Genomic DNA, 22,751 nt, shown 5'->3' with positions numbered 1-22,751 from the left:
GGGCAGCCAATTGTCAGAGTCAGCGGGTTTACTGGCGGCATGACCACGGCACAGCACCTGGCCACGATCGACCAGCTGCGCACTCGGGAGTTCCCCTCGGCGCGCGGCAGATCCGACGTCGGCTCCAGCGGGCCCGGTTACCACCTCGCCGAGCTGAGTACGAGCGAGGAGTTCTGGGAGGACGACGGAACGCGGCGCGCCGAGGCCGAGGACCAGTACGCGGCGGAGTGCGCCGCCCTCGCGCAGGCGCTGTCCGTGCAGTGGGGCGAACCTCAGGTGTTCAGCCTCTGGAGCCTGCTGGTCCGGGGCATGGAGGGCGAGGAGATACCAGAGCCATGGAACCAGCTGAGCGGCAGCGCGGTCCATCTCCACCTGTGGCGGTTCGAGGAGCGATGGCTGGCGCTGGGGGTGGCCCAGTGGGGCGGGGAGCTCCCGTTCCAACTGATCGCAGCCGTCACCGAGATCGACCCGCCCTAGGGATGCCTGCCGATCATGCGGGGCTCCCGCCGCCCTCGCTCCGCGGATCACGCGCCAGGCGGCCGCGGGCCTCCGCGGCGGCGCGCAGGCGGCCGTATTCCTCGGCCATCGTCGCGGGTGTCCAGTGGGCGTTGAGCCCGCTGGGATTGGGCAGCGCCCAGATGCGCGTCCCACCGATCCTCCGGTCCTGCGGCCCGATCACGGCCCTTCGGTCGCCGAATGCCGTGCGGTACGCGGTGACCCCCACCACCGCGAGCCACGCCGGACGCAGCAGCTGCACCTTCGCTGTCAGAATCCGGCCGCCCTCGCGGAACTCCTCGGCGGTGAGCTCGTCGGCCCGTGCGGTCGCCCGTGCCACCACATTGGTGATGCCGAGCCGGTGGGTGAGCAGTTCGTCCTGCTCATCCGGTCTCAACTGCCGTGGCGTGAAGCCGGACAGATGCAGCACCGGCCAGAAGCGGTTGCCGGGCCGGGCGAAATGGTGCCCCGTCGCAGCCGACATCAGCCCCGGATTGATGCCACAGAAGAGCACACGCAGACCGCCCGCGACCACATCGGGGACGACGTGACCGCGGGCGGCCTGGAGATCGTCGGGGGTCAGAGGATCGACCCCGGCGTGTATCCGGCAGCCTCCGGGTGCTGCTTGGCGATCTCCTCGACCCTCGAGACCACGGCCGTCACCTGGTCGCCGGCCGCGCCCGTGAACGACAGCTTGTCTGCCATCAGCTCGTCCAGCTGCGCACGGTCGAGCGGAATCCGCCCGTCGGTCGCCAGCTTGTCCAGCAGCTCATTGCGCTCGGCGCCCTGCTCACGCATCGCCAGCGCCGAGGCGACCGCGTGCTCCTTGATTGCCTCGTGCGCGACCTCGCGGCCGACCCCGGCCCGCACCGCACCCATCAGCACCTTGGTGGTGGCCAGGAACGGCAGGTAGCGGTCCAGTTCCCGCGCCACGACCGCCGGGAAGGCCCCGAACTCGTCCAGCACCGTCAGGAACGTCTCCAGCAGCCCGTCGAACGCGAAGAACGCGTCGGGCAGCGCCACCCGGCGGACCACCGAACAGGAGACATCGCCCTCGTTCCACTGGTCGCCGGCCAGTTCGCCGGTCATCGAGGCGTAGCCGCGCAGGATCACCATCAGGCCGTTGACGCGCTCGCAGGAGCGGGTGTTCATCTTGTGCGGCATCGCGGAGGAGCCGACCTGGCCGGGCTTGAACCCCTCGGTGACCAGCTCGTGCCCGGCCATCAGACGGATCGTCTTGGCGATCGACGACGGGGCGGCGGCCAGCTGCACCAGCGCGGTGACGACGTCGTAGTCGAGGGAGCGCGGGTAGACCTGGCCGACGGAGGTGAAGGCGTGAGAGAAGCCGAGGTGCCCGGCGATGCGCTGCTCCAGCTCCGCGAGCTTCGCCGCGTCGCCGCCCAGCAGGTCGAGCATGTCCTGTGCGGTGCCGACCGGTCCCTTGATGCCGCGCAGGGGGTAGCGGCCGAGCAGGTCCTCGAGCCGCCCGTAGGCCACCAGCAGCTCGTCGGCCGCAGTCGCGAAGCGCTTGCCGAGGGTGGTGGCCTGCGCAGCGACATTGTGCGACCGTCCGGCCATCACCAGTTCCGCGTGCTCGCCGGCCAGCTTGCCCAGCCGGGCCAGTACGGCGACCGTGCGGTCCCGGGCGAGCTCCAGCGAGAGCCGGATCTGCAGCTGCTCGACGTTCTCGGTGAGGTCCCGGGAGGTCATGCCCTTGTGGACGTGCTCGTGGCCGGCGAGGGCGTTGAACTCCTCGATCCGGGCCTTCACATCGTGGCGGGTGACCTTCTCGCGCTCGGCGATCGAGGCCAGGTCGACCTGGTCGAGCACCCGCTCGTAGTCGGCGAGGGCGGCGTCCGGCACCTCGATACCGAGGTCCTTCTGGGCGCGCAGCACGGCGAGCCACAGCCGCCGCTCCAGCGTCACCTTGTACTCGGGGGACCACAGGACGGCGAGCTCCGCGGAGGCGTAGCGGCCGGCAAGGACATTGGGGATGCGAGGCTTCGCAGGAGCAGCAGTCACGTGTACGGATTCTACTGGCGGTTTACGCAGGCCAACGCCCCGGTACGGTTTGTGGCTTCCTACGAGAACGAGATCTGCTACGGCAGCGGTGTGTCGTACGGGAGCAGCTCGGGACGCTTGGCCGGGCGGCCGTCTCCCGAGGAGCGGCCGGTCAGCCGCCGCCCGATCCACGGCATCAGGTGCTCACGCGCGAAGCGCAGGTCACTGCCGCGCCGGCGCGCCCACCCCGGCGGCACACCGGGAGGCAGCACGGCCCGCCAGTCGTCCTCCGCCTCCAGGCCCAGCGTCTGCCATACCGCCTCGGCCACCCGCCGGTGCCCCTCGCCCGTCAGATGCAGCCGGTCGACATGCCACATCCGCGGGTCGCCCAGCGCGGGCGCGCCGTACAGGCCGACGACGAGGGCCCCGTGCCGCGCCGCGAGCTCGTCGATGATCGAGAAGAGCTCCTCCATACGAGGCCGGAACCGCTCCATCACCGGCCCGCTGCGGCCGGGGGAGCGCATCAGCACCAGCTGTCCGCACATCGGCGCCAGCTTGCCCGCGGCCTCCTCCAGGAGCCCGCGGACCCGTCCCATGTCGCACTTGGGCCGCAGTGTGTCGTTCAGACCGCCGACGAGCGTCACCACGTCGGCCCGCATGGCCACCGCCATGTCCACCTGCTCGTCGACGATCTGGCCGATGAGCTTGCCGCGTACAGCGAGATTCGCGTACCGGAAGCCGGGAGCGCGCGCCGCGAGCCGGCCGGCGAGCAGATCGGCCCAGCCCCGGTAGGAGCCGTCCGGCAGACCGTCGGACATGCCCTCGGTGAAGGAGTCACCGAGGGCGACAAAGCTGGTGTAGGTGGCATTCAATTCCATGGCGGGAGCGATCCTACCGCCCAGTAACACATGCCGGGTCAGACCGCGGGAGCGCTGCCGAACAGCTCCCGCAGTACGTCCTCCATGGTCACCAGGCCGGCCAGCGTGCCGTCCGCGCCGAGGACCGCCGCCAGGTGCGTCCGACTGCGGCGCATCGCGGTGAGCACGTCGTCCATCGGAGTACCCTGCCCGACCTGGGCGATCGGGCGCAGCGCGGCGACCGGGAACGGTTCCTCGCGCGGCCCTGCCTCCAGCGCGTCCTTGACATGCAGGTAGCCGAGGATGCGACGGTCGTCGTCCACGACGGGGAACCGGGAGAAGCCGGACTCCGCCGACAGGCGCTCCAGGCCCTCCGGCGATATCCCGGCCCGGGCACTCACCACCCGCTCCACGGGCAGCACCACATCGTCGACCGGGCGGCGCCCCAGTTCCAGGGCGTCGTGCAGCCGCACGCTCGCGCGGTCGTCCAGCAGCCCCGCGTCACTGGAGACCTTGACCATCCGGGCGAGTTCGTCGTCCGTGAAGGTCGCGGACACCTCGTCCTTGACCTCAACCCGCAGCAGCTTCAGCAGTACGTTGGCGAATGCGTTGACGGTGAAGATCACCGGCCGCAGCGCGCGGGTCAGGGTGACCAGCGGAGGACCGAGCAGCAGCGCGGTCTTCACCGGCTCCGCCAGCGCGATGTTCTTCGGCACCATCTCGCCGACGAGCATGTGCAGATACGTCGCCGCGGCGAGGGCGATGACGAACGAGATCGGGTGGGTCAGCCCGTCCGGCACACCCACGGCATGGAACACGGGCTCCAGCAGATGGGCGATGGCCGGCTCGGCCACCACACCCAGCACCAGGGTGCACAGGGTGATGCCCAGCTGAGCCGCCGCCATCAGCGCCGAAACGTGCTCGAGCCCCCACAGGACGCTGCGCGCCCGGCGGTGGTCGTCGTCCGCGTACGGCTCGATCTGACTGCGGCGTACTGAGATCAGCGCGAACTCCGCACCGACGAAGAAGGCGTTGACGACGAGAGTCGCCAGACCGATCAGAAGCTGGACCGCTGTCATCGCACGCCCTCCGACGCCTGGTTGTCACCCGGGGCCGGGGCATGCAGAAGCACCCGCGCCGCACGCCGCCCGGAGGCGTCCACCACGTCCAGCCGCCAGCCGTTCAGCTCCACACGGTCGCCGACGGCCGGGATCCGGCCGAGGTCGGTGGCGACCAGGCCGGCCAGGGTCTCGTACGGCCCGTCCGGGACCCGCAGGCCGATGGACTGCAGCTGATCGGTCCGGGCGGCGCCGTCCGCCGAGTACAGCCGGCGGCCTTCGGCGTCGGTTCCGGCCGAAGCCAGATCCGGCGTCTCGTGCGGATCGTGCTCGTCGCGCACCTCGCCGACCACCTCCTCGACGATGTCTTCCAGGGTCGCGACCCCGGCCGTACCGCCGTACTCGTCGATGACGACGGCCATGGTCCGCCGGCCGGACAGCCGGTCGAGCAGCCGGTCCACCGTCAGCGACTCGGGTACGAGCAGCGGCTCGCGCAGCAGCTGCGCGACCGGGAAGCGGTGCCTGCGCTCGGCAGGCAGCGCCAGCACGTCCTTGATGTGCACGATCCCGACGACCGTGTCGAGGCTGCCCCGGTAGACCGGGAAACGGGAGAGGCCCGTGGCGAGCGTCGCGTTGGAGACGTCCTCGGCCGTGGTCTGCACATCCAGCGCCGTGACCTGCACCCGGGGGGTCATCACGTTCTCCGCCGTCAGATCGGCAAGGTTCAGTGTGCGTACGAAGAGTTCCGCCGTGTCCTTCTCCAGCGCACCCTGCTTCGCGGAGTGCCGCGCCAGCGCGACCAGTTCCTGCGGGGTGCGCGCGGAGGCCAGCTCCTCGGCCGGCTCCATGCCCAGCCGGCGCACCGTGCGGTTCGCGGTGCTGTTGAGATGGCTGATGAGCGGGCGGAACAGGGCACTGAAGGCGCGCTGCGGGGTGGCCACCCGCTTGGCCAGCGCCAGCGGCGAGGAGATCGCCCAGTTCTTCGGTACGAGTTCGCCGACCACCATCAGGACGATCGTCGACAGCGCGGTGCCGAGCACCAGCGCCACCGAGGAGGCAGCCGAGGCGGACAGGCCGATCGACTGGAACGGGCCACGCATGAGCTTGGCGATCGACGGTTCGGCGAGCATGCCGATGACCAGGTTGGTGACGGTGATGCCGAGCTGAGCTCCGGACAACTGGAACGTCAGGCTCCGCACAGCCTTGAGAGCACTGGCGGCGCCCCGCTCGCCCCGCTCGACGGCCCGCTCGAGATCGCTGCGCTCGACCGTGGTCAGAGAGAACTCGGCGGCGACGAAGGCGCCGCAGGCCAGCGAGAGCAGGAGGGCCACGAGGAGAAGAAGCACTTCGGTCATCGGTTCACCTCCGTCCCATGGTCGGCCAGGGGGAGGATGAGTGCGCGATGTCGGCTACTGGGAGGCTCGCCCATGGGCGGACGCTCACACCTTTCGATCGAAGTGGAGGTGCACCCATGGTAAAGGACAGGCAAAGGAGTGTTGCCGTCAACCGCCGAGCGGCTTGACCCAGCGACTCCACTGGGGTTCGGGCGCCTACCCCGCAGCGCTCCAGGCATGCTGCGCGAGCGCATTGCGGTCCAGCACCATCGCGTCCCCGCGCCGCCCGCCGAGCCGTACGAAGCGCTCCTCCGCCGCCGCGAGCAGCGCCGAGGCGACCCCCTGCCTGCGGTGGTCCGGGTGCACCGCCAGTCGGTACAGGTGGCACTGCCAGCCGTCGAAGCCCGCGATGACGGTGCCGGCCAGGTCGCCGCCGCGCTCGGCGATGATCAGCGCCTCGGGGTCCCGGCCGACCAGCCGCTCCATGCCGTCGAAGTCGTCGCTGATGCTCATGCCCTCCGCGGCCACCGTCCAGAAGGCCGGCACCGCGTCAAGGCCAGCACCGCGTCAAGGTCCGAGGGCGCCGCGGCCCGGGTCCGAAGGTCGTCCATGGCAGGAATCCCACCACCTCGTGGCCGTCGCGTCGAACAGATTCCAGCATCCGGCACATTCCGGCATCCGGTCAGCGGCCGTGCCACGGCGTCACCTCACTCGTGGGCGATGGCGGCCAGCACATTCATCCGCGCCGCCCGCAGGGCCGGCAGCACCGCGGCGGCGAGGCCGACCACGACCGAGCCCGCCACCACCGCGACGATCGTCGGCCACGGAACGGCCAGCGCCTTCATGCCCTCCAGCGCCAGCACCTGCTGGACGGCCAGGCCCCACACCAGCCCGAGCCCGAGACCGAGCAGCGCGCCGAACACGGCGATCACCACCGACTCCAGGTGGATCATCCGCCGCAGCTGCCTCCGGGAGAGCCCGATCGCCCGCAGCAGCCCGATCTCACGGGTGCGCTCCACGACGGACAGAGCGAGCGTGTTCACCACGCCGAGCACCGCGATGATGATCGCCAGCGCCAGGAGTCCGTAGACCAGCCTCAGCATCACGGCGATCTGATCACGAATCAGTTCCTTGTAGTCCGCCTGGTCGCGGACCTGCACCTGCGGATACGGGTCGAGGGCCGCTTCCAGTCCCTCGCGCAACTGCTGTACGTCGGTTCCGGGCGCGGCATTCACGTACAGCGCCGCGTCCTGGCCGCCCGGCAGATACTCCTCCACCGTGCCCAGGCCCAGGAACAGCCCGCCCTCCATGCCGGGACCGCTCGGCGCGTCCTGGTCCGTCAGCGCGGCGACCTTCAGTTCGGCAGCGCGCTCGCCCGGGAAGGTCACCGGCAGCGTGGCACCCAGCGCGAGGCCGTGCTCCTCGGCGAACTTCCGGTCCATCGCGATGCTGCCCGAAGCGAGCGCGGCGGGCGTGTCCCCGTCCGCGTACGTGACCCGGGCGATCTCGTCGAGCTCCCGGTCGTAGCCCGCCGCGGTGGTCTCGACGCGCTTGCCGTCCGGCAGCCGGATTTCGAGCGGCGCGAAGCGCTGCCGCACCACCAGGCCCGCGCCGTCGACGCCGCGCACCTTCTCGGTGATCTCCTTCGGGAAGGGCAGGAAGTTGCTGTTCTGTACGACGAAATCGGCGCCGAGCGTCTTGTCGATCTGGTCGTCGAAGGACTGCGCCATCGAGGCACTGGCCACCGAGAGCCCGCCCACCAGCGCCAGTCCCACCATCAGCGCGGCCGCCGTCGCTCCGGTGCGGCGCGGATTGCGCAGCGCGTTGCGCTGGCTCAGCCGCCCCACCGAGCCGAACACGCGGGGGAACGCCCCGCCCAGCACCCTGATCACCGGCCGCACCAGCAGCGGCCCCGCGACCACCGTCGCGATCAGGGTGAGGACCACGCCGAGCCCCAGCAGTGAGGCCGCCGACGAGGTGTCGTTGCTCGTCGCGCAGCCCGCGAGCGCCGCCGCACCGGCCGCGCCGACCAGCGCGCCCGCCACCGCCCGGACTCTCAGCGGCCTGCCGACGCCCGCCACTTCGACGTCCGCGAGCGCGGCCATCGGCGAGACCCTGCCCGCCCGGCGGGCCGGCAGGTACGCGGCGAGGAACGTGACGCCGACCCCGACGACGTACGCCGACACCGGAGTCGCCCAGCCGACGACCATCTCGGCGGCGCTCAGGTTCATCCCGAGCAGCCCCATCAGCTCGATCAGGCCGGCTGCCAGACCGATTCCGGTCGCCAGCCCCAGCGTCGCGCCGACCAGTCCGAGCAGCAGCGCCTCGATCAGGACGGACCTGCGCACCTGGCGGCGGTCGGCGCCGAGCGCGCGCATCAGGCCCAGTTCACGGGTGCGCTGTGCGATGAGCATCGAGAAGGTGTTGACGATCAGGAACACGCCCACCAGCACCGCGACACCGGCGAAGCCGAGCATCACGTACTTGATGACGTCGAGGAAGCCGCCGAGCTGCGACGCGGCCGACTCCGCCTGCTCGTCCGCCGTCTTCAGTTCGTACGCGTCGCCGACGGCGGCCGCGACGCGCTCCTTCAGTACGGCATCGCTCACGCCGGGAGCCGCGTCCACGGAGATCGTCGTCGCCACGCCCGGCCTGCCCAGCAGCGCGGTCTGCGCGGTCGGGGTGTCGAGGAAGACCAGGGCGGCGCCGGGGTTGGTGGTCGTGAAGGTGGCGATGCCGACGATCTCCACCTTGAAGGAGCCCGGTTGGGCGAGGACGGTGAGCGTGTCGCCGATCCGGACCCTCTTGTTGTCGGCGGTGTCCTTGTCGAGCAGCGCCTCGGCGGCGCCGCGCGGCTCCCGCCCGCTGGTCAGCTTCACCGGACTGCGTTCGGTGACGTACCAGTTGGTCGCGATGGTCGGCGCGCCCGTCGTCGGCCCGACCGGATCGTTGTTCCGGTCGACGATGGTGATGTTCTCCACCGCGGCGTCGACGTGGGTGGCGGCCACCCCGTCGACCTCGTCGATGCGCTCGGCGAGGGTTGCGGGCACGGTCTCGACCACCCCGGAGGGCAGGTTGCCGCTGACCCCCTCCTTGGGGCCGACGGTCACATCCGCCGAGGTGGAGGCGAAGAGCCGGTCGAACGTCCGGGTGACCGTGTCGGAGAAGATCAGGCTTCCCGCGACGAAGGCGACGGACAGGATCACGGCCAGCGCGGACAGCAGCAGCCGCCCCTTGTGGGCGAAGAAGCTCCGCAGCGTCGCCTTCAGCACCCGGGCTCAGTCCTTTCGCAACGGGTCGGAACCCGGCCCGGAACCCGGCTCGGAACGCAGTCCGTCGAACCGTTTCATCCGTTCGAGCACCGCCTCCGCGGTGGGCTGCGGCATCCTGTCGACGATCCGCCCGTCCGCGAGGAACAGCACCAGATCGGAGTGGCCGGCGGCGCCTGGGTCGTGCGTCACCATCACCACCGTCTGGTCGAGGCAGTCGACAGCCTCCCGCAGGAAGGCCAGTACCTCGGCGCCCGCACGGGAGTCGAGGTTGCCCGTGGGCTCGTCCGCGAAGATCAGTTCGGGCCGGGACGCGAGCGCCCGCGCGCAGGCCACGCGCTGCTGCTGGCCGCCCGACAGCTGGGCCGGCCGGTGCCCGAGCCGGTCCCGTAGCCCCAGCGTGTCGATGACCCGCTCCAGCCACTGCGGGTCGGCTTCGCGCCCCGCGATGTCCATGGGGAGCGTGATGTTCTCCGCAGCGGTGAGCGTGGGCAGCAGATTGAACGACTGGAACATGAAGCCGATCCGGTCCCGCCGCAGCCGGGTCAGCTCACGCTCCTTCAGCCCGGTGATCTCGGTGTCGCCCAGCCACACCTGCCCGGCGGACACCGTGTCGAGGCCGGCCAGGCAGTGCATCAGGGTGGACTTCCCGGACCCGGACGGGCCCATCACAGCGGTGAACCGGCCACGCGCGATGTCCACATCGACAGAGTCCAGGGCCAGTACCGTCGTCTCGCCCGTGCCGTACGCCTTGGTCAGCGCCCTGGCCCGCGCGGCCACCGGCACCGGGCCTGCCCGGTCCTCGGCGTGCGCAGCAGCAGGTGTGGACATGGCCGCCTCCCCGGTTGTGGCCGTCCCAACTCGCGTACAGGCCGAGGGTAGAACATGCGGGGGCCGGGGCGGGCCGTTGCCGGTGATAGCACTCCTGCGCTAGCTTGGAAGCGTGGCAAAGACCCAGCTGAACGTGCGGGTGGACGAAACCACCGCGGAGGCCGCGCGCAGTCGCGCCCAGCAGCGCGGCATGAGCGTCAACCGGTACATCGAGGAACTCGTCCGCCAGGACGCGGGCGACGCCGGCCGTACCTTCGTCGAGGCGGCCGCGGACTTCATGAAGAGTTACGAATCGGTGTTCACCGAGGAGTTCGGCAGCGAGCGCGAAGGGCGCCGTTGAGCCTCAGGATCGACCTCGCCTGGCTGCTCATGATCGCCGAACACAAGACGCCCGGCGATCCCCAGGTCACTGACTGGGGCGCGTTGGTCGCCGCCGTCAGCCGCCATGACGCGGAGATATTCGGCATCCCCGTCTACGGCGATCCGCAGGCCCGGGCCGCCTCGCTGCTGCAACTCCTGCTTCACATCCCGGCCCTGGAGCGCTCCAACGCCATGTTCGCCTGCGCCGTGGCGTACGCCTATCTCGTCGCCAGCGGCCTCAAGGTCGCCACCTCGCCCGAGCAGGTCCGCGATCTGGCCCGCCTGGTCAAGGACGGCGACGCGGACGTACGGGCGATCGCCGACGCACTGCGGCAGTGGAGTGTGTGACCGGTCCTCGCGGGAGCCGGATCCATGCCCCGATCGGTCCATGCCCCGATCAGTCCATGACCGGGGGCCGTCTGGCCGTGCCCAGCACGCAGGACGACATCGGCAGCGTGACCCCCTTCTCGGGGACCTTCAGCCGGCGGTATCCGTCGATCTCGAAACCCGCGGCCTCGATCGCGGCCAGTGCGTCCCGAGCCGTATGGCAGCCGCCGAAGAGCAGCGGCCACACCGTACGGTCCAGCGCCTTCTGGGCGGTGGCCATCGCCCGCCCCCGGGCCACCCCGTGCTCGAAGAACCGCAGCTCGCCGCCGGGACGCAGGACGCGCCGGACCTCCGCGAGGGCCCGCGGCACATCCCGTACGGTGCACAGCACCAGCGACACCACGGCCGCGTCGAACGCCTCGCTCTTGACCGGGAGGGCCTCGGCGGCGCCCGGCACCACATCCACCGGAACCTCCGCCCGCATCGCCGCGCTCGCGGCCAGTCGGCGCAGGGTGCGCTCCGGCTCGACCGCCACGACCTCGGAGACGGTGGCCGGATAGTGCGCGAAGTTCAGGCCGTTCCCCGCGCCGATCTCGATCACCCGGCCGGACAGCCCGGACAGCAGCTCCTCCCGGTAGGCGGCCACCCCGGCCCTGAGATCGGCGGCGACACTGAACCGGGCGTAGAAGCGGGCGAACAGCGGATGATGCACGACGTCCCGGGGCACCTTGGTGCTGCGCAGCGGCATGACGGGTCCTCCTCCGGCGAACGGACGGATACCGTCAATTGTCCCCCCGGCCGTGCCGCCTCATCCGCCTACGAAACAGAACTCGTTGCCCTCGGGGTCGCGCAGCAGCTGGAAGCGACCGTGATCGTCGGTCACCATGTCGCCGACCCTGACCGCGCCGAGCCGGACCGCCTCGTCGGCCGCCGCGTCGACATCGCCCGCGTCCAGGTCGAGATGGAGCCGGTTCTTGGCGGACTTGCCCTCGGGCACCTGCTGGAAGGCGATCCGGACGAACCCGGGCGGGTCGATGTACGACCAGTCCGCGCTGCGGTCCACCGGTTCGCCGCCCAGCAGGGCAGCCCAGAAGCGCACCAGGGCGGCCGGATCGGCGCAGTCGAAGACGATCTCTTCCACTCGTGCTCGCATGACGCTCAGGCTATGCGGAGGGCGAACGCTGCCGCGTCCCAGACACCGCCGAGCGCGGCGCCGAGCCAACTCCCGGCCCGCGCCCGGAACTCCGCGGGTGCCAGCGCCCCCGCGCCCGCGGGGACCGCCCCGAGCAGCGGCGCGCCCGCCATCGACGGCAGGTCGGCCAGATTGCACCGCGCGGCGAGATCGGGGACGGCCGGCCAGCTGCCGACCACCACCCCGAGCGGCTCCAGCTCCCGCGCCCGCAGGGCTTCGGCGGTCAGCGCGGTGGAGTTGAGCGTGCCGAGCCCGGCCGGGGCCACCACCAGGACCGGCGCGCGCAGCAGGCGGGCCGCGTCGGCGAGCGTGGAGCCCGACTCGTCGAACCGTACGAGCAGCCCGCCCGCACCCTCGATCAGCACCAGGTCGTGTTCAGCGGCGAGTTTCTCCGCCGCCTCGGCCACGTCCTGCGGCCGCACCGGCGCCAGCCCGGCCCGCCGCGCGGCGGTCGCGGGGGCCAACGGCTCGGGGAACCGCGCGAGTTCGACCGCCGTCAGCGGGCCCGCAAGCCGGGCCGCCTCCGCCGCGTCACCCGGCTCGCCGGGCTCCAGCCCGGTCTGCGCGGGTTTCAGTACGGCGACGGAACGGCCGGCTGCCAGCGCCGTCGCCGCCACCGCGGCGGTGACGACGGTCTTGCCGATTTCCGTTCCGGTTCCGGTGACGACGACCACGGCCATCGCTGTTCACCGCCCTTCCTGCATCGTCTCTGGGGCTGTTCGTGCTCAACCCGCGGCGGCCGCCGCGCACACGGCACGGCAGACGCGCGCCACGTCCTCGTCACCGGTGACGTAAGGCGGCATCGTGTAGACGAGGTCGCGGAACGGCCGCAGCCACACGCCCTCGCGCACCGCCGCCCGAGTGGCCGCGGCCATGTCCACCTCGTGATCCAGCTGGACGACGCCGATCGCGCCGAGCACGCGTACGTCCCGTACCCCGGGAAGGGCCGCTGCCTGTGTGAGCCCGTCCAGCAGGCCCGCCTCGATCCGCTTGACCTCCTGGCGCCAGTCCTGGCCCAGTAGCAGATCGATGGAGGCCAGTGCCACGGCGGATGCGAGCGGATTGCCCATGAATGTCGGGCCGTGGGCGAGTACCGGAACCTCGCCCCGCGAGATTCCCTCGGCCACCGCCGAGGAACACAGCGTCGCGGCCATCGTCAGGTAACCGCCGGTCAGCGCCTTGCCCACGCACATGACATCGGGTGAGATGCCGGCGTGCTCCGCCGCGAACAGCCCACCGGTGCGCCCGAATCCGGTGGCGATCTCGTCCAGCACCAGCAGCACACCGTGCGCGTCGCACAGTTCGCGGAGCACCCGCAGATAGCCGGGGGAGTGGAAGCGCATCCCGCCCGCGCCCTGCACCACCGGTTCCACGATCACCGCGGCCAGCTCGTCCGCGTGCCGCGCGACAAGGTCCGTCAGATGCTGTACGTACGCCGGGTCCGGCTCGGCGTCGAAGCCGGCCGGCGGCGCGTCCGCGAACACCTGACGCGGCAGCGCCCCGGACCACAGCTCATGCATCCCGCCCTCGGGGTCGCACACCGACATCGGCTGCCAGGTGTCGCCGTGGTAGCCGCCGCGCCAGGTCAGCAGGCGCTGCTTGCGGGGCCGGCCGGCCGAGCGCCAGAACTGCAGGCACATCTTCACCGCGACCTCGACCGAGACCGACCCGGAGTCGGTGAGGAAGACGTGCTCCAGCCCGGCCGGGGTGATCTCCACCAGCTTGGCCGCGAGCCGCACGGCGGGCTCATGCGTGAGCCCGCCGAACATCACATGGCTCATCCGGTCCAGCTGGCCGCGCGCCGCGTCGTTGAGGACGGGGTGGTTGTAGCCGTGGATCGCCGACCACCACGACGACATCCCGTCGACCAGCTCGTCCTGACCGTGCGCGGGCCGGTCCAGCCGCAGCCGTACCCCCGACGCCGAGCCGACGAGGAGCGGTTCCTGCCGGCCGGGCATCGGGCCGTACGGATGCCAGACGTGCTGCCGGTCCAGGTCCAGCAGCCGGCCGGGGGACAGCGGGGGCAGCGGATCAGGCATTGGGCGCGAGGTCCGTCCCGGCGCCGCGGCGGCGGACCGCGACCAGGTCGGTACGGGCACCGGGGACCTCCGCGGCCGACTCCACGGACGGCGCTTCCACGCCGGGCACCTCGGGCTCCGAGGAGCCGCACGGCGCGCAGCCGCCGCCGTGCGATCCGCAGCCCTCGGCGGCGGCGAGTGCGTCGGCCCGGTGCTCGGGCAGCGTGGTCGTGCCGGTGCCCTCGACTTCGAAACCGGCGTCCGCGATCATCTCGAGGTCCGCCCGGCCCTCCTGGCCCTCACTGGTGAGGTAGTCCCCGAGGAAGATCGAGTTGGCCAGGTGCAGGGCGAGCGGCTGGAGCGTACGCAGATGTACCTCACGGCCGCCGGCGAGCCGTACCTCCACGTCCGGGCAGACGAACCGCACCATGGCGAGGATGCGCAGCGCCCGCTGCGGAGTGAGGTTCCACTCCTTGGCCAGCGGGGTGCCCTCGAACGGGATGAGGAAGTTGACCGGCACCGAGTCCGGGTCGAGATCGCGCAGGGCAAAGACGACATCGACCAGGTCCTCGTCGCTCTCGCCCATACCGGCGATCAGTCCGGAGCAGGCGGAGAGCCCTGCGGCCTGGGCCTGCTGCACGGTCTCCACCCGGTCCGCGTAGGTGTGGGTGGTCGTGATCTCCCCGTACGTCCCCTCGGACGTGTTGAGGTTGTGGTTGTACGCGTCGGCGCCCGCGGCCCGCAGCCGCTCCGCCTGGCCGTCCGAGAGCAGACCGAGGCAGGCGCACACCTCTACGCCCTCGTTCTGCTCCTTGATCGCCTCGATGGTCTGCGACACTCGGTCGACGTCCCGGTCCGTCGGACCGCGGCCGCTCGCGACCAGGCACACGCGCTTGGCCCCGCCCGCCACACCCGCGGCGGCGGCCTTGGACGCCTCGTCCGGCTTCAGCCACGTGTACTTGAGGATCTCGGCCTTCGAGCCGAGCCGCTGGGAGCAGTACGAACAGTCCTCGGGGCACAGGCCCGACTTCAGGTTGACCAGATAGTTGAGCTTCACCCGCCGCCCGAACCACTGGCGGCGCACCTTGCCCGCCGCGGCCACCACGTCGAGCAGTTCGTCGTCCGAAGTCGCCAGTACGGCGAGCGCCTCTTCGCGGGTCGGCAGTTCGCGCCGCAGCCCCTTGTCCACCAGCGTGGTCAGCAGATCCATGCTCCAGATCCTGACCTATCGCACCGTCCCTGGCCAAGGAGAGATCGCACAACAGAGCTGCTTCGAGGTGTGTGTATTGCCACACCCTGACCGCAGACCCGGCCCGTTAGGGTCTGTCGACAGCCCACAAACCGCGAGGACTCATCCATGCCCCAGGACGTGTTCGACTGGATCGACGAAGCGGCGCGCGAGCGCGACCGGGCCGGACTCGTCCGGACCCTGCGTCCCCGCCCCGCCGAATCCGCGCTTCTCGACCTGGCGAGCAACGACTACCTGGGGCTCGCGCACCGCCCGGAGATTACCGCGGCGGCAGCCGAGGCGGCTCGCCGCTGGGGGGCAGGAGCGACCGGTTCGCGGCTGGTGACCGGCTCCACGGAACTGCACGCCACGCTGGAGCGGGAACTCGCGGAGTTCTGCGGCTTCGAGGCGGCGCTCGTACTGTCCTCGGGCTACGCGGCGAACCTCGCCGCGGTCACCGCGCTGACCGGGCGCGGCTCGCTCATCGTCTCGGACGCCGGCAACCACGCGTCCATCGTCGACGGCTGCCGGCTCTCGCGCGCGGAGACGGCCGTCGTCCCGCACTCCGATCCCGACGCCGTGCGCAAGACGCTCGAGGCGCACTCCGGCCGGGCCCTCACCGTCACCGACTCGGTCTTCTCCGTCGACGGTGACGCCGCGCCGCTGCGCGAGCACGCGGCGGCCTGCCGTGACCACGGCGCCGCGCTGCTGGTCGACGACGCGCACGGTCTCGGCGTGCTCGGCGAGGGCGGCCGGGGCGCCCTGCACGCCGTGGGCCTGGCCGGCGCGGACGGTGTGGTGGCGACGCTGACCCTGTCCAAGTCGCTGGGCAGCCAGGGCGGCGCGGTGCTCGGCCCCGCCAAGGTCATCGACCATCTGGTCAACACCGCCCGGACCTTCATCTTCGACACCGGACTCGCCCCCGCGGCGGTCGGCGCCGCGCTGGAGAGCCTGGGACTGCTGCGCCGCGAACCCCAACTGGCCGCGCGCGCCCGCATGGTGGCCACCACGCTGTACGACCGGCTGACCGCCGCCGGGCTGACCGCGGCGAAGCCGGACGCCGCTGTGGTGTCGGTACGGGCGCCCTCGCCCGGGACGGCTCTGCGGTGGGCAGCCGACTGCCGCGCGGCGGGCCTGTTCGTGGGCTGCTTCCGGCCGCCGTCCGTACCGGACGGCATCTCCCGGCTGCGCCTGACCGCGCGTGCGGACCTGACGGAAGGCGAGATCGCGCGGGCGGTCGCCACCATTGTGGCCACCGCGCCGATCGCTGCGTAAGGCTCAACTCCCGTCTCGGGCTCAACTCCCGTCCCGCGCAGGGTGGTTGCGCAGGTAGGACACGAAGGACTCCCAGGCGCCCGCGGAGAACAGCAGAGCGGGCCGGGAGAGGTGCTTCGAGTCGCGGACGGCCAGCAGGCCGCCGTCGAGGCGGGCCGCCTCGACGCAGTTGTTCATTCCGGTGCTGCGGCTGCTGCGCCGCCACCGCGCTCTGTTCAGGGAAGGGCCGAGGGAAGGGCCGGGGGAGGGTTCGTACGCATGGCGTGCGGACATGGGGGCCTCCTTACGCGCCGTCACCGATTCTGGTGAGGAGATCCGACGAGCCCTCGGGCGAGAGGGCGTGCGCCTGAAGGGTGCGGAAGGCGGCGCTGTACGCCTCGAGGTCTGCCTTCCGCTCGAGGTAGAGGCTACTCGTCAAGTGGTCGAGAACGACCACATCCAGATCAGAAATGTTCGGAAAAGAAAAGATAATGAAAGGTCCGGTGAGTCCGACGTGTCCACCGACGCTGAACGGCAGGACCTGAAGCCGCACATGAGGAAGCCGGGCCATTTCCTGGAGCTTCCGCAGCTGCTCCGCCATCACCCGCGGGCCGCCCACCTGTCGTCGCAGCACCGCCTCGTCCACCACCGCGCTCAGCTGAAGCGGCGTATCCGCCCACAGGACGGACTGCCGGGCCAGCCGCACCCGCACCAGCGCGTCCACCTTCTCATCCGGCAGCCCGTCCAGCGCCGCCCTGGTCACCGCCCGTGCGTAGGCCTCGGTCTGCAACAGTCCCGGCACCACGGCGAGTTCCACGCTGCGCGCGGTGCACGCCTCCGCCTCCAGGCTGATGAAGTCCCGGTACTCGGGCGGCAGCAGCCCCCGGTAGGCGTGCCACCACTGGCGCCTGCGGTCTCCGCCGCCGGCCGAGCCGGCCAGTGCCTCCAGCAACGCCCGTGCGCGCGGGTCCCGTACGCCGTACGCGTCGAGCAGCCTCGTCACGTCGACAGGCTTCACGTTCGTGCGTCCGGTCTCGATCCGGCTCACCTTCGACTGGTGCCAGCCCAGCAGCGAAGCGGCCTCGCCACTGGTCAGCCCCGCCCGGTCACGAAGGCCGCGCAGTTCCTCGCCGAGCTTGCGCCGGCGCACTGCGGGACCGTGCCGCATACCTGCCTCCCTCCGGTCGGCGCCGATGCGTAGTGTGCCGCCCAAATACGCTTTTCCGTAGCAGAGTTCACCGCTTCGAGCGACAGATATATGCATAACCTGGTGGATCGCCACCCGCGACGGCGGCATGAGTGGCACGCTGGCGCGAAGCACGTATCCGAGGCCGTCTTCGCGTACATCCGCCACGAGTCTTCGGTCCGGCCTCGGTGGGAAAGGGACAGCGTCGCCATGGCAGACCATCAGGAAACATCCGTCACTCTGCCGAGCGATCCCGCCTCGGTCTCCGCCGCCCGGAGATACGTCGTCGACGTTCTCTCCGCATGGGGCCTTCCCGCCGACGAGGACACCGCCGACACGGTACGGCTGATCGTCTCCGAGCTCGCGACCAACGCGGTGCAGCACACCTTCGGCCAGTCACCCACCTTCACGGTGGATCTCCGGCTCGAGCGCGAGGAGGAGCTGCACATCGGTGTCACCGACAGCCACCCCCGCTGGCCGAAGCGGCTGCCTGCCGCCGTCCAGCAGGACAACGGCCGCGGCATGGTCATCATCCGCTGGCTGGCCGCCGAGTGCGGCGGCCGGCTGTCTGTCGCGCCGACCGAGGACGGCGGCAAGACCGTGTGGATCGCCCTGCCCTGGACGGCTGCGGTCTCGCAGCAGGAGTCCATGGCGGCCCCGGTTGTTCCGGAAAGCCCCCTGAACGCCCCGCAGAGCCCCTGACTTCCCGGTTACCGGCCGAAGCCGCCGCGCAGCAGCGCCCGCAGGGTGTCCGCGGCCGGACCCGCCCCGTCGGGCCGGTGAACGACCGAGATCGTACGGCGCAAGCCGCCGGACTCCAGCAGCCGCACCCCCAGCGGTGTCGCCGACATCGACGCCACCATCTCCGGTACGACCGCCACCCCCAGCCCCGCGCTCACCAGGGCGGTGACCAGCGCGTACCCGGGCATCTCGCAGACCACGGCCGCGGTCGCCCCCGCTGCGGCCAGGGCCGCTTCCACCCCCTGCCGGGGCGGATGCGAGGGCGCGCTGCTGATCAGCGGCTGACCTGCGAGTTCGGCCGGCGGCAGCCGTCCCGAGCCACCGGACAGGGCGTGACCCGGCGAGGTGATCAGGACCAACTCCTCCACCAGCAGCGGCTCCACCGCCACGGACGGCGGGAGCGGGGCGGGCACCGCGGGCTCGTACGCATGCGTGAGCGCCAGGTCCACTTCACCCGCCGCCACCGCCGCGACCCCGGCCGGCGGCTCGTACTCGGCGACGGTCAGCTCCACGGCGGGGTGCGCGCGGCGGAACGCGCTCAGCACGGGCGGCAGCAGATGGATGCCGGCGGTGGTGAAGGTCCCGACGCGCAACCGTCCGCCGGACAGGCCCGCCAGCCCGGCCAGTTCATGCCGGGCGCGCTCCATCTCGTCCAGGACCCGGCGGGCGCGCGCGACGAGCAGTTCGCCGGCGGCCGTCAGCCGGGCCCCGCGGTGGTGGCGGACCAGCAGGGTGGCCCCGGCCTCGCGCTCCAGCTTGGCCAGCTGCTGCGAGAGCGCCGGTGCGGTATAGCCGAGGCGGGCCGCCGCGCGCGTGATCGAACCGGCCTCGGACACGGCCACCAGGGCGGCCAGCCGCGTCGCATCGTACATAAAGGGTTCCTTAAGGCAGACCCAGGAGACTCGAAGTACACGCTAAAGCCTTCACGGGTCCACAGTGGAGCGATGGACGCTGAACTGGTCGCCTTCACCGGCGTTGCCGCAGGCATGATCGCCATGCCCGGCGCGGATTTCGCCCTGGTCGTACGCAACGCGCTCGCCTCCCGCACAGCGGGGGTCGCCACCGCCGTCGGAGTGGCCGGGGGGCTCCTCGTGCACACCGCGCTCGCGGTAGCCGGGCTCGCCGCGGTGCTGGTCGCGGTGCCCACGCTGTTCCGTACGCTCCAGCTGCTCGGAGGTGCGTACCTGGTCTATCTGGGGCTGCGGGCGCTACGGGCCGCGCTGCGGCCGGCGCGGCGGGCACCCGAGGAGGACGGCGGGACCCGCGTGGGACCGGGGCGGGGTCTGTACCAGGGCTTTGTCACCAACGTCCTGAACCCGAAGGCGCCGGTCCTCTTCCTGAGCCTGCTGCCCCAGTTCGTGAACGAGGGGCAGAACCCGCTGCCGCGGACCCTCTTGCTCGGGGCGGTCGTCGTGGTGCTGGCCCTGCTGTGGTTCCCGGCGATCGCGCTGCTGGTGGACCGGCTCGGCCGGTGGCTGCGCCGCCCGCGTACCGCCCGCACGGTCGAAGGCGTCACCGGCGGCGCACTCGCGGGCCTCGGCCTGACCCTGCTGGCAGGGTCGGTGACGCACTGACCGCGGTGGTCGCGGTCAGTGCGTCCGCCCTGCCGTCAGCGCACCCGGCCGTACCAGACGCTCTTGGACCAGATCTTCTCCAGGCGCACTACCGCACCGGTCTTCGGGGAGTGCCAGATCTTCCCTTTACCCGCGTAGATTCCGACGTGGTAGACGTTCTTGCCGGAGTGGAAGAAGACCAGGTCGCCCTGCTGGCGCTTGGACGCCGCGATGTGGCGGGTCTTGTTGTACTGCTGCGCGGCCGTGCGGGGCAGTGACTTTCCGGCGCGCTTGTACGAGTAGAGCGTCAGCCCCGAGCAGTCGAACCGCTTCGGTCCTACCGCTCCGTACTTGTACGGGGCCCCCTTCTTGGAGGCTGCCACCTTCAGGGCCTCCGTCGCGTAGGACGGAGCGGCCTGGGCTTCCGACACGGCGCCAGGCGCCAGCATCGTGCCGCCGACGGCGGCGAGGGTGAGCGCCGATGCGGCGCCGGCCCGGGACAGCAGAGACGGGACAGTGTTCTGCGCAGTCATGCGCAACCCTTCGTCAGCCGCCTGTGAAGGATGACCTGTCGGGTTCGGACTGGCGAAGTTGCCCGGCCGTCAAAGACGGCTTCACCCCAAGGGATGACCATGGTCGGTCACCCCGCTGTACTTGGGTCCTCCACTCCTGCCGATCCACTCTTGTCGACCAGGCATCCGGGACGGCGGCAGGACTCGGCGTCCGCCCGGACCGCCCCGCCGCGGCGGCGGGGGCTTGTCGTCCCAGGGATCTTGACTCATAACTGCCCGAAAATCCGAGCAGAAGCGGCCCTTTGTGGGGTTCCTCACCACTGACCCGTTCGGGTGGACGAGGGTGCATTCGCCCCCCGGGCCGAAGGCCCGAGGAGCCCTGGACCAGCAGCGGAACAGTCCATTCCGCCCCGCGCGTAGACACGTTGTGCAAGTCGGATGGTCCGTCCGGCCCTTGGTGAACTAAGCCGAACGGGGGATCGATTCCAGTACTCCGTGCGGGTGCTTCGGCGAGTCGTTCGCTCAACTCGGCGATGGCGGCGGCACCGTGACGCGCCCGGCGCGGCGCTCGCCGTCGAGCACGCGCAGCGCGCGGGCCAGCGTCTCCTCGTACACCTCGGTCTCGCCTCGCCGGTGCATGACCGTCAGGGCGTCGCGCAGCGCCGCCGCCCTGCTCACGAGGGCCTGCGCGGCGCGCAGGCAGCTGTACGTGTCGCCGCCTCGCGCGGGATTGATCCGGCCCAGCAGGTCGACGACTTCCAGATAGCGGTCGATCAACTCGCACTCGGCGCGCGTCAGTGCGGGGAGGGGCGGGAGTTCCGGCAGCATCCTGGTCTCACCTCGTGCCGAGGACCGTCGCGGCGCCCTTGCGGCTGTGCACGATCCGGTCCACGAGTCCGTACTCCCGGGCGCTCTCGGCGTCGAAGATCTTGTCGCGCTCGATGTCCGCCGAGATCCGCTGCGTGCTCTGCCCGGTGTGCCGTACGAGCATCCGGGTGAGCATTCCCCGCACCCGCAGCAATTCCTGCGCCTGGATCTCGAGGTCGGAGGGCTGCCCCCGCAGCGGCTCCGGGATGGCGGGCTGGCCGATGAGCACCCGGGCGCCCGGCAACGCCAGTCGCTTGCCCGGCGTGCCGGCCGCCAGGAGCACGGCGGCGGAGGAGGCGGCCTGGCCGAGGCAGATTGTCTCCACGTCGCAGGTGACGAACTGCATCGTGTCGTAGATCGCGGACATCGCCGCGTAGGAGCCGCCGGGGGAGTTGATGTAGAGCGAGATGTCCCGGTCGGGCGCGGCATGCTCCAGATACATGAACTGCGCGACCACGTCGGTCGCCGCGGGCTCGTCGATCGGGGTCCCGACAAAGACGATGCGCTCGCCCAGCAGCTTGGAGTACGGGTCGAGGGTGCGCGTGCCTGTGGTGGTGCGCTCGGTGAATTCGGGCAGGACGTGACGGGCGATGGGCCGACTCATGGCGTTCCTCTCGCGCTCTGTATAAAATGTACAGGACGTACATCCCGTTATGATGGGAGCATGGCCTACGAGATTCCGGTGACGCAAGCCCGCGCAGAGCTCGCCGAACTGATCAACCGCGTCGTCTACGGCGGCGAGCGGGTCGTGGTGACGCGTCACGGCAAGCCCCTGGTGGCGCTGGTTTCCGCCGCTGACCTGGAACGACTCGAATCCGCGGCGGAGCCGGCGGAGGAGCAGGTGATCAGCTCGGTCTCCTCGGTCCGCTCACTGACGTCCGCTCCGGGCGAACGGCGCCGCTTCGGCATCGCGGCGGAGCACCGCGACCCGGATGCGGGCGACCGCCCGGCAGGGCACGAAGACTGAACGGCCGGCGCCCTCGTCCGCGGGATTCCGCAGCTCGGCGGGACCGGCCGAGGACGCGGGTGACCGGAGCGCCGGCCGTCAGCACATGCGGCCCCTGCCGGGTCACGACCACCGCGCCGTATACATCGCGGTCCTCGATCGGTGGACGTCGCAGGCCCCTCGCGCCGCTCGAACCGCTGCTCCCATGAGCACGTCCTGGACGAAGATCGCCGAGGCGTACCGCGACGCCGGGATGATGCACGGTCTGCGCGCACTGAGGAGCACTCCCCGAAACCTGAGTTAACGCGTTGGAAAAAGTGGCGCCCTAATCTGCGACGCCTGGCTGCGAGGCCGCCCACCGGCGCGCCTCCGTCGACACTCGCCAGGAAGACAGTGAGGTGGGAGCCGTGCAACTGACCCCGCACGAGCAGGAGAGGCTGCTCATCCACGTGGCCGCCGACGTGGCCGAGAAGCGAAAGGCGCGCGGGCTTCGGCTGAACCACCCCGAGGCGATCGCGCTGATCACCTCGCACATCCTGGAGGGCGCCCGCGACGGACGTACCGTCGCGGAACTCATGTCGTCGGGGCGCAAGGTCCTCACCCGTGACGACGTCATGGACGGCATCTCCGAGATGATCCACGACGTCCAGGTCGAGGCGACCTTCCCGGACGGAACCAAGCTGGTCACCGTCCATGATCCGATCGTCTGAGGGGGAGTGCGA

26 protein-coding genes, 1 pseudogene and 1 riboswitch are annotated in these 22,751 nt (G+C 71.2%); of the genes and pseudogenes, 8 read left to right on the top strand and 19 right to left on the bottom strand.

Translation table 11 applies throughout. The annotated features are described in order from the left end of the window. Window positions 1-39: 39 nt before the first annotated feature. Window positions 40-477, top strand: a complete 438-nt coding sequence (locus NLX86_RS19390) for a hypothetical protein (RefSeq protein WP_254372984.1) — start codon at window positions 40-42, stop codon at window positions 475-477. A gap of 13 nt (window positions 478-490) precedes the next feature. Here NLX86_RS19390 and mug read toward each other — a convergent pair whose 3' ends face one another. The 8 genes and pseudogenes from mug to NLX86_RS19350 form a co-directional block, all read right to left on the bottom strand. After that, entirely contained in the window at window positions 491-1,078 is a 588-nt protein-coding gene (gene mug, locus NLX86_RS19385; protein WP_254372997.1) for a G/U mismatch-specific DNA glycosylase, read from the bottom strand. Next, window positions 1,075-2,517 carry an adenylosuccinate lyase gene (purB, locus tag NLX86_RS19380; RefSeq protein WP_254372983.1) on the bottom strand — a complete coding sequence of 481 codons (1,443 nt, stop codon included), beginning with the start codon at window positions 2,515-2,517 and terminating at the stop codon, window positions 1,075-1,077. The genes mug and purB overlap by 4 nt, the downstream gene beginning before the upstream one ends. A 77-nt stretch (window positions 2,518-2,594) precedes the next feature. Beyond that, a complete protein-coding gene (locus NLX86_RS19375; RefSeq protein ID WP_254372982.1) occupies window positions 2,595-3,374 on the bottom strand; it encodes an SGNH/GDSL hydrolase family protein in 780 nt (259 codons plus the stop codon). Window positions 3,375-3,412: 38 nt separating this feature from the next. Beyond that, entirely contained in the window at window positions 3,413-4,432 is a 1,020-nt protein-coding gene (locus NLX86_RS19370; protein WP_254372981.1) for a hemolysin family protein, read from the bottom strand. Further along, window positions 4,429-5,766 (bottom strand): hemolysin family protein, encoded by a 1,338-nt coding sequence (locus NLX86_RS19365; protein WP_254372980.1) that lies wholly within the window; start codon window positions 5,764-5,766, stop codon window positions 4,429-4,431. Before NLX86_RS19365 ends, NLX86_RS19370 begins: the two co-directional genes overlap by 4 nt. 195 nt (window positions 5,767-5,961) lie before the next feature. Beyond that, window positions 5,962-6,356: pseudogene (locus NLX86_RS19360) on the bottom strand (GNAT family N-acetyltransferase). A gap of 96 nt (window positions 6,357-6,452) precedes the next feature. Next, complete coding sequence (locus tag NLX86_RS19355) at window positions 6,453-9,017, bottom strand: FtsX-like permease family protein (RefSeq protein ID WP_254372979.1); 2,565 nt, start codon at window positions 9,015-9,017, stop codon at window positions 6,453-6,455. Between the two features lie 6 nt (window positions 9,018-9,023). After that, complete coding sequence (locus NLX86_RS19350; protein ID WP_254372978.1) at window positions 9,024-9,845, bottom strand: ABC transporter ATP-binding protein; 822 nt, start codon at window positions 9,843-9,845, stop codon at window positions 9,024-9,026. Between the two features lie 112 nt (window positions 9,846-9,957). Between NLX86_RS19350 and NLX86_RS19345 the strand changes: the two genes are divergently transcribed. Beyond that, on the top strand, window positions 9,958-10,185 hold the full coding sequence (locus tag NLX86_RS19345) for an antitoxin (RefSeq protein ID WP_254372977.1): 228 nt from the start codon (window positions 9,958-9,960) through the stop codon (window positions 10,183-10,185). Next, on the top strand, window positions 10,182-10,553 hold the full coding sequence (locus tag NLX86_RS19340; RefSeq protein WP_254372976.1) for a fic family toxin-antitoxin system, toxin component: 372 nt from the start codon (window positions 10,182-10,184) through the stop codon (window positions 10,551-10,553). The genes NLX86_RS19345 and NLX86_RS19340 overlap by 4 nt, the downstream gene beginning before the upstream one ends. 49 nt (window positions 10,554-10,602) lie before the next feature. On the opposite strand, the gene NLX86_RS19335 is transcribed toward NLX86_RS19340, so the two are convergent. From NLX86_RS19335 to bioB, 5 genes are read right to left on the bottom strand one after another with little or no spacing between them, the layout of a single operon-like run. Then, window positions 10,603-11,280: a class I SAM-dependent methyltransferase gene (locus tag NLX86_RS19335; protein WP_254372975.1), complete on the bottom strand. Its 678-nt coding sequence runs from the start codon at window positions 11,278-11,280 to the stop codon at window positions 10,603-10,605. A 60-nt stretch (window positions 11,281-11,340) separates the two neighbouring features. Further along, complete coding sequence (locus tag NLX86_RS19330; RefSeq protein WP_254372974.1) at window positions 11,341-11,685, bottom strand: VOC family protein; 345 nt, start codon at window positions 11,683-11,685, stop codon at window positions 11,341-11,343. A gap of 5 nt (window positions 11,686-11,690) precedes the next feature. After that, window positions 11,691-12,404, bottom strand: coding sequence for a dethiobiotin synthase (bioD, locus tag NLX86_RS19325; RefSeq protein ID WP_254372973.1), 714 nt, complete (start codon window positions 12,402-12,404; stop codon window positions 11,691-11,693). A gap of 45 nt (window positions 12,405-12,449) precedes the next feature. Then, window positions 12,450-13,763 (bottom strand): adenosylmethionine--8-amino-7-oxononanoate transaminase, encoded by a 1,314-nt coding sequence (locus tag NLX86_RS19320; protein WP_254372972.1) that lies wholly within the window; start codon window positions 13,761-13,763, stop codon window positions 12,450-12,452. Continuing rightward, a complete protein-coding gene (gene bioB / locus NLX86_RS19315; protein ID WP_254372971.1) occupies window positions 13,756-14,952 on the bottom strand; it encodes a biotin synthase BioB in 1,197 nt (398 codons plus the stop codon). The genes NLX86_RS19320 and bioB overlap by 8 nt, the downstream gene beginning before the upstream one ends. 147 nt (window positions 14,953-15,099) lie before the next feature. Here bioB and NLX86_RS19310 point away from each other — a divergent pair, with 147 nt between their 5' ends. Next, window positions 15,100-16,245, top strand: coding sequence for an 8-amino-7-oxononanoate synthase (locus tag NLX86_RS19310; protein WP_254372970.1), 1,146 nt, complete (start codon window positions 15,100-15,102; stop codon window positions 16,243-16,245). 21 nt (window positions 16,246-16,266) lie between these two features. On the opposite strand, the gene NLX86_RS19305 is transcribed toward NLX86_RS19310, so the two are convergent. Both NLX86_RS19305 and NLX86_RS19300 read right to left on the bottom strand, forming a co-directional pair. Next, window positions 16,267-16,518: a DUF397 domain-containing protein gene (locus NLX86_RS19305; RefSeq protein ID WP_254372969.1), complete on the bottom strand. Its 252-nt coding sequence runs from the start codon at window positions 16,516-16,518 to the stop codon at window positions 16,267-16,269. 10 nt (window positions 16,519-16,528) lie between these two features. Beyond that, window positions 16,529-17,392 carry a helix-turn-helix transcriptional regulator gene (locus tag NLX86_RS19300; RefSeq protein WP_254372968.1) on the bottom strand — a complete coding sequence of 288 codons (864 nt, stop codon included), beginning with the start codon at window positions 17,390-17,392 and terminating at the stop codon, window positions 16,529-16,531. Between the two features lie 228 nt (window positions 17,393-17,620). Between NLX86_RS19300 and NLX86_RS19295 the strand changes: the two genes are divergently transcribed. Next, entirely contained in the window at window positions 17,621-18,112 is a 492-nt protein-coding gene (locus tag NLX86_RS19295; protein WP_254372967.1) for an ATP-binding protein, read from the top strand. A gap of 8 nt (window positions 18,113-18,120) precedes the next feature. Here NLX86_RS19295 and NLX86_RS19290 read toward each other — a convergent pair whose 3' ends face one another. Beyond that, complete coding sequence (locus NLX86_RS19290) at window positions 18,121-19,023, bottom strand: LysR family transcriptional regulator (RefSeq protein ID WP_254372966.1); 903 nt, start codon at window positions 19,021-19,023, stop codon at window positions 18,121-18,123. Between the two features lie 72 nt (window positions 19,024-19,095). On the opposite strand from NLX86_RS19290, the gene NLX86_RS19285 reads away from it, so the two are divergent. Continuing rightward, a complete protein-coding gene (locus NLX86_RS19285) occupies window positions 19,096-19,725 on the top strand; it encodes a LysE family translocator (RefSeq protein WP_254372965.1) in 630 nt (209 codons plus the stop codon). Between the two features lie 35 nt (window positions 19,726-19,760). Here NLX86_RS19285 and NLX86_RS19280 read toward each other — a convergent pair whose 3' ends face one another. From NLX86_RS19280 to NLX86_RS19270, 3 genes are all read right to left on the bottom strand, one after another. Further along, window positions 19,761-20,237 (bottom strand): C40 family peptidase, encoded by a 477-nt coding sequence (locus tag NLX86_RS19280; RefSeq protein ID WP_254372964.1) that lies wholly within the window; start codon window positions 20,235-20,237, stop codon window positions 19,761-19,763. Between the two features lie 2 nt (window positions 20,238-20,239). Further along, window positions 20,240-20,423, bottom strand: a riboswitch (cyclic di-AMP (ydaO/yuaA leader). Window positions 20,424-20,738: 315 nt separating this feature from the next. Continuing rightward, window positions 20,739-21,044, bottom strand: coding sequence for a hypothetical protein (locus NLX86_RS19275; protein WP_254372963.1), 306 nt, complete (start codon window positions 21,042-21,044; stop codon window positions 20,739-20,741). Window positions 21,045-21,051: 7 nt separating this feature from the next. Further along, a complete protein-coding gene (locus NLX86_RS19270) occupies window positions 21,052-21,687 on the bottom strand; it encodes an ATP-dependent Clp protease proteolytic subunit (RefSeq protein WP_254372962.1) in 636 nt (211 codons plus the stop codon). A gap of 60 nt (window positions 21,688-21,747) precedes the next feature. Between NLX86_RS19270 and NLX86_RS19265 the strand changes: the two genes are divergently transcribed. Further along, complete coding sequence (locus NLX86_RS19265; RefSeq protein WP_254372961.1) at window positions 21,748-22,050, top strand: type II toxin-antitoxin system Phd/YefM family antitoxin; 303 nt, start codon at window positions 21,748-21,750, stop codon at window positions 22,048-22,050. Between the two features lie 386 nt (window positions 22,051-22,436). Then, window positions 22,437-22,739 carry an urease subunit gamma gene (locus NLX86_RS19260; RefSeq protein WP_254372960.1) on the top strand — a complete coding sequence of 101 codons (303 nt, stop codon included), beginning with the start codon at window positions 22,437-22,439 and terminating at the stop codon, window positions 22,737-22,739. Window positions 22,740-22,751 lie beyond the last annotated feature (12 nt).

It is taken from the genome of Streptomyces sp. A3M-1-3 (genome assembly GCF_024213665.1).
GTDB lineage: Bacteria > Actinomycetota > Actinomycetes > Streptomycetales > Streptomycetaceae > Streptomyces.
This window is presented reverse-complemented; position numbering and strand designations above follow the sequence as displayed.

What these genes read in the sequence shown, in the direction of transcription:
- NLX86_RS19290 (WP_254372966.1), bottom strand. Translation starts at nt 19,023, where the DNA reads ATGTACGATGCGACGCGGCTGGCCGCCCTGGTGGCCGTGTCCGAGGCC.
- NLX86_RS19375 (WP_254372982.1), bottom strand. Translation starts at nt 3,374, where the DNA reads ATGGAATTGAATGCCACCTACACCAGCTTTGTCGCCCTCGGTGACTCC.
- NLX86_RS19330 (WP_254372974.1), bottom strand. Translation starts at nt 11,685, where the DNA reads ATGCGAGCACGAGTGGAAGAGATCGTCTTCGACTGCGCCGATCCGGCC.
- NLX86_RS19320 (WP_254372972.1), bottom strand. Translation starts at nt 13,763, where the DNA reads ATGCCTGATCCGCTGCCCCCGCTGTCCCCCGGCCGGCTGCTGGACCTG.
- NLX86_RS19295 (WP_254372967.1), top strand. Translation starts at nt 17,621, where the DNA reads ATGGCAGACCATCAGGAAACATCCGTCACTCTGCCGAGCGATCCCGCC.
- NLX86_RS19370 (WP_254372981.1), bottom strand. Translation starts at nt 4,432, where the DNA reads ATGACAGCGGTCCAGCTTCTGATCGGTCTGGCGACTCTCGTCGTCAAC.
- NLX86_RS19335 (WP_254372975.1), bottom strand. Translation starts at nt 11,280, where the DNA reads ATGCCGCTGCGCAGCACCAAGGTGCCCCGGGACGTCGTGCATCATCCG.
- NLX86_RS19310 (WP_254372970.1), top strand. Translation starts at nt 15,100, where the DNA reads ATGCCCCAGGACGTGTTCGACTGGATCGACGAAGCGGCGCGCGAGCGC.
- NLX86_RS19390 (WP_254372984.1), top strand. Translation starts at nt 40, where the DNA reads ATGACCACGGCACAGCACCTGGCCACGATCGACCAGCTGCGCACTCGG.
- NLX86_RS19270 (WP_254372962.1), bottom strand. Translation starts at nt 21,687, where the DNA reads ATGAGTCGGCCCATCGCCCGTCACGTCCTGCCCGAATTCACCGAGCGC.
- bioB (WP_254372971.1), bottom strand. Translation starts at nt 14,952, where the DNA reads ATGGATCTGCTGACCACGCTGGTGGACAAGGGGCTGCGGCGCGAACTG.
- NLX86_RS19300 (WP_254372968.1), bottom strand. Translation starts at nt 17,392, where the DNA reads ATGCGGCACGGTCCCGCAGTGCGCCGGCGCAAGCTCGGCGAGGAACTG.
- NLX86_RS19305 (WP_254372969.1), bottom strand. Translation starts at nt 16,518, where the DNA reads ATGTCCGCACGCCATGCGTACGAACCCTCCCCCGGCCCTTCCCTCGGC.
- NLX86_RS19285 (WP_254372965.1), top strand. Translation starts at nt 19,096, where the DNA reads ATGGACGCTGAACTGGTCGCCTTCACCGGCGTTGCCGCAGGCATGATC.
- bioD (WP_254372973.1), bottom strand. Translation starts at nt 12,404, where the DNA reads ATGGCCGTGGTCGTCGTCACCGGAACCGGAACGGAAATCGGCAAGACC.
- NLX86_RS19275 (WP_254372963.1), bottom strand. Translation starts at nt 21,044, where the DNA reads ATGCTGCCGGAACTCCCGCCCCTCCCCGCACTGACGCGCGCCGAGTGC.
- NLX86_RS19265 (WP_254372961.1), top strand. Translation starts at nt 21,748, where the DNA reads ATGGCCTACGAGATTCCGGTGACGCAAGCCCGCGCAGAGCTCGCCGAA.
- NLX86_RS19350 (WP_254372978.1), bottom strand. Translation starts at nt 9,845, where the DNA reads ATGTCCACACCTGCTGCTGCGCACGCCGAGGACCGGGCAGGCCCGGTG.
- NLX86_RS19280 (WP_254372964.1), bottom strand. Translation starts at nt 20,237, where the DNA reads ATGACTGCGCAGAACACTGTCCCGTCTCTGCTGTCCCGGGCCGGCGCC.
- NLX86_RS19365 (WP_254372980.1), bottom strand. Translation starts at nt 5,766, where the DNA reads ATGACCGAAGTGCTTCTTCTCCTCGTGGCCCTCCTGCTCTCGCTGGCC.